The following is a 3714-nucleotide window of genomic DNA, read 5'->3' as shown; positions in this document are numbered from 1 at the left end:
CCGATGGCGAGATAGGCCGGGCTCTTCAGCACGGCGACCGTGTCGAGATCATAGGTGGCGACGGAGACCTTGCGGTCTTGCACCCAGATCCAGCGGTGGCACGCGAGGAAGCCCGGCACGCGCTGCCGCTCCGGCAGGTGCTCGGTGTCGTACCAGTCGTGGAACTCGTCCTCGGCCGCCTGCCCCATGTTCATCGCCGCGATCAGCGTGCCCTTCGCCATGGCCCATCCCTCCTCTAGATTGCTCGCCTCGGACGGTGGGGCCCCAGCCCCACGACGTCCTGCAGCTCGCCCTGCAATCTGCAGGTTCGGCAGGTAACCCCTGGGAGCGAGGCGCCTAGTGCACCAGAGTCGGCCTCGGATTGCAATCCTCGGTCGCGGACCGTACCTTCGCGGTAGGTCAGATGGTCATGAGAACCGTGCGGTTCGAGGGCTTCGAAAGGATTCACCTGGTCGCCGACGTCTGGGGCGACGATCGCGACTGGCCCGTGCTCCTCATGCACGGCGGCGGCCAGACCCGCCACGCGTGGGGCAAGACCGCGCAGGTCATCGCCGGCCACGGCTGGAGGGCGGTGTCCCTCGATCTCCGTGGCCATGGCGACAGCGAGTGGGCCCTCAACGGGGACTACTCGTTCACGACTTATGCGGCCGACTGCGTGGCCGTCGTCGACCAGCTCGGCCGGCCGCCCGTGCTCGTGGGCGCCTCCCTCGGAGGGGTGACGGCCATGCTCGCCGAGGGCGGCTCCGATCGCGTGGTGTCGAGCGCTCTCGTCATCGTGGACATCGTGCATCGGACTAACCCCGCCGGCGTCCAGCGCATTCGAGACTTCATGAGCTCCGGCTTGCGGGGATTTGCCACTCTGGAGGACGCGGCGGAGGCCATCGCGGCCTATACGCCGAACCGTCCGAAGCGTGTGAATCACGCCGGGCTCATGAAGGTGCTGCGCCAGAAACGGGATGGGCGCTGGTACTGGCACTGGGACCCGAGGTTCCTGGACCGGGGCCGCATGGAGGTCCCGCCCCATGACTTTCAGGGGCTTTTCCAGGCCGCCATGCGAAATATCCGCGTCCCCACCTTGCTCCTGCGAGGCAAGCTCAGTGACGTGGTCACCGAAGAGGGGGTGCAGGAATTCCTCGACCAGATCCCCGGGGCGAAGGTCGTGGATGTCGGGGGCGCCGCGCACATGGTGGCGGGTGACCAGAACGACGCCTTCTCTCAGGCCGTGATCCAGTTCCTCGAGCAGGACGTCCGCCCTACGCTTCGCCAGAGCACGTGACGCGGCGAGAGCCAGCGGAGGGCGGCGCCGGTCGGCTCGTGGTGCAGGCCGACCAGCGACTCGCGAGGCAGATCCGCGATCTGAGCGGGCAGCGCATGGTGTTCTTCGCCGGTCTCCCGGGCACCGGCAAGAGCCTTCTCGTCCACCAGCTCGCGCACCTCGCCAGCGGCGCCGGCCGGAGCGTCCATCTGCTGCAATGGGACGTGGCGCGCCCGGTGTTCGAGGCAACGGCGGCGGGCCGGCGATATCCACTGGCCGACGGCGTCACCCACTCGGTCATCCGCAGAGCGGCCGGGCTGTGGGCACGTCGCGCGCTCGTCGCCTGGAACGATCGCCATCCCGAGCCGCGACACCTCCTCGTCGGCGAGACGCCCTTCGTGGGCAACCGCTTCGTCGAGCTGGCCCGCCGGCTCGACGACGGCGCGGAAAGCCTGCTCTCCGCCCCATCATGCCGGTTCGCGATTGCCGTACCATCTACCGAGGTGCGCCGCTTCCTCGTGGCCCTGCGCGAGCGCCGGGCCGCGAGCCCGCTCCATCCCCGCGAGCGCGAGGACGCCCCGCCGAGCGTGCTGCGGGATCTGTTGAGCGAGGTCTTCGAGGCCGCCCGCAGCCTCGGGATCGACGTCGGCTCCACGGGGCCCACGGGCGAGGGTCGGGCAGGGTCAGGCGATGCCCCCGTGTCCTACGACCCAAGCGTGTATCGCCGCGTGTACGAAACGGTCTTGCGCCATCGAAATGTCGATGCTCTTTCTCTCGACGTGATTCTGCCGACCGATTCGCTGTCCGTCTACGATTTCTCGGTGGCCCGCCCCGACCTGGTACCGACCGAGTCGGAGGCCGAGGAGTGCATCCGTGAGGTCGAGCGACGCTACCCGGACGCCATCCGCTTGGAGGCCGAGATCGCTCGCTGGTGGGAGGTCTGACGACGGACGGACGGCGCTAGCCTGGACCATTCGACGAGACCGTGCCACCCTCACCCTGCCCTCTCCCTCTCCGAGGGAGAGGGATTCATTTTGATCCCTAGCCCCGGTGGGGGAGAGGGCCGGGTGAGGGGGGCCAGGATGCGGTGCGTGCGCTCGTGAATAGTTCAGGCGAGATCAGCTGAAGGCGGGCATGACCTCGCGGGCGAAGAGCTCCATCGATTTCAGGATGCGCGGGTGCTCGAGGTCGCCGAACCAGAAGCTGCAGTTGAAGTGCGAGATGCCCACGAGCTCCTGGATGCGCTTGATCTGACGGATGCACGTGTCCGGGGTGCCGATGACCAGGTAGCGCTCCAGCAGGTCATCGAGGTCGGGCTCCTTCGGCGCCGGCACCGCGATGGCGCGGCCCCCCTCCACCCGCTCGTAGTGGTTGCGCAGGCTAAGGGTCACCCGCATGTTCCAGCGCGCCTCCTCGGCGGCGGCCCGCGCATCCGCCTCGCTGTGCGTCACGTAGACGGCGCGCTGCACGCCGACCTCGAGCGTCCGCGCCGGCTTGGCCTCGGCTACCAGGCGATCGAAGAGGCGGCGGAACTCCGCCATCCGCTCGATGGGCACTCCGAAGCCTCCCGTGAGGACATTGAATCCGCGGCGAACGGTCGCCTCGATGGACTCCGGGCTCTGCGCGGTGACCCAGATGGGCGGGTGCGGCTGCTGAAGCGGCTGCGGGAACACGGACGTCTCGGGGATCTTGAAGAGCTTGCCATCGTAGGTGAAGGGCTCGCCGCGAAACGCCTTGAGCAGGATGTCGACCGACTCTTCCCACCGGCTGCGAGCGGTGTCCAGCTCGAGGCCGAGCCGCTCGAACTCGTAGTGCTGGTAGCCGCGCCCCAGCCCGATGTCGACGCGCCCGCCGGCCAGGAGGTCGAGGGTGGCGATCTCCTCGGCGATCACGAGCGGGTGGTGGAGGGGGACCACGATGACGGCCGTGCCCACCCGGAGCCGCGTGGTCTTGGCCGCGATGTAGGTCGCGAGCTGCGCGGGCCGGGAGAGATAGCCGTAGGTCGAAAAATGATGCTCGGCCAGCCAGACATTGCGGAAGCCGAGCGTCTCGGCGGCCTGGGCGATGTCGAGGGCTCGGGTATAGATCTCTTGAGAGGAGCGCGCGGAGGGCGACTGCATCAGGAGGAAGGTCCCGAACTTGATGGTCATGCCGCCGTCACTCTGTAGTAGGGATGTGGTTGCCCCGGCACCTTGACGCGCATCGTGTAGACGGAGGTGCGGGCGGTGAAGAACAGCGTCTTGAGATCAGGACCGCCGAAGGCGAGGTTGGCCGGCACCTCGGGAGTCCGGATGATGCCGAGCCGCGTCCCGTCAGGGGCGAAGACCCAGGTGCCTCCCGGGCCCGTGCAGTAGACCCGGCCTTCGACGTCCACCTTCATCCCGTCGGGCACGCCATCGGTCTCGTCCGAGGACATGTCGGCGAAGATGCGCCGGCGCATCATCTTGCCGGCAGCGTCG

General features: G+C 68.3%; 5 protein-coding genes. 2 read left to right on the top strand and 3 right to left on the bottom strand.

Going from position 1 to position 3714, the window contains the following annotated elements:
* Positions 1 to 221: hypothetical protein (locus tag VGT00_20460; protein ID HEV8533803.1), on the bottom strand; the 221-nt coding region annotated here is incomplete at its 3' end.
* A gap of 188 nt (positions 222 to 409) precedes the next feature.
* Here VGT00_20460 and VGT00_20455 point away from each other — a divergent pair.
* Positions 410 to 1276 carry an alpha/beta hydrolase gene (locus VGT00_20455; GenBank protein ID HEV8533802.1) on the top strand — a complete coding sequence of 289 codons (867 nt, stop codon included), beginning with the start codon at positions 410 to 412 and terminating at the stop codon, positions 1274 to 1276.
* Positions 1273 to 2199, top strand: a complete 927-nt coding sequence (locus tag VGT00_20450; GenBank protein ID HEV8533801.1) for a hypothetical protein — start codon at positions 1273 to 1275, stop codon at positions 2197 to 2199. Before VGT00_20455 ends, VGT00_20450 begins: the two co-directional genes overlap by 4 nt.
* A gap of 174 nt (positions 2200 to 2373) precedes the next feature.
* Here VGT00_20450 and VGT00_20445 read toward each other — a convergent pair whose 3' ends face one another.
* Together VGT00_20445 and VGT00_20440 are read right to left on the bottom strand one after the other, a co-directional pair.
* Positions 2374 to 3405 carry an LLM class flavin-dependent oxidoreductase gene (locus VGT00_20445; protein HEV8533800.1) on the bottom strand — a complete coding sequence of 344 codons (1032 nt, stop codon included), beginning with the start codon at positions 3403 to 3405 and terminating at the stop codon, positions 2374 to 2376.
* Positions 3402 to 3714: SMP-30/gluconolactonase/LRE family protein (locus VGT00_20440; GenBank protein HEV8533799.1), on the bottom strand; the 313-nt coding region annotated here is incomplete at its 5' end. The genes VGT00_20445 and VGT00_20440, both read right to left, overlap by 4 nt.

Source organism: Candidatus Methylomirabilota bacterium (genome assembly GCA_036002485.1).
Taxonomy (GTDB): Bacteria; Methylomirabilota; Methylomirabilia; order Rokubacteriales; family CSP1-6; genus AR37.
The sequence above is the reverse complement of the archived record's forward strand: the minus strand, read 5'-3'. Positions and strand labels throughout refer to the sequence as shown.

Excerpts from the sequence above, each read along its gene's own strand:
- VGT00_20455 (HEV8533802.1), top strand. The coding sequence starts at position 410 with ATGAGAACCGTGCGGTTCGAGGGCTTCGAAAGGATTCACCTGGTCGCC.
- VGT00_20445 (HEV8533800.1), bottom strand. The coding sequence starts at position 3,405 with ATGACCATCAAGTTCGGGACCTTCCTCCTGATGCAGTCGCCCTCCGCG.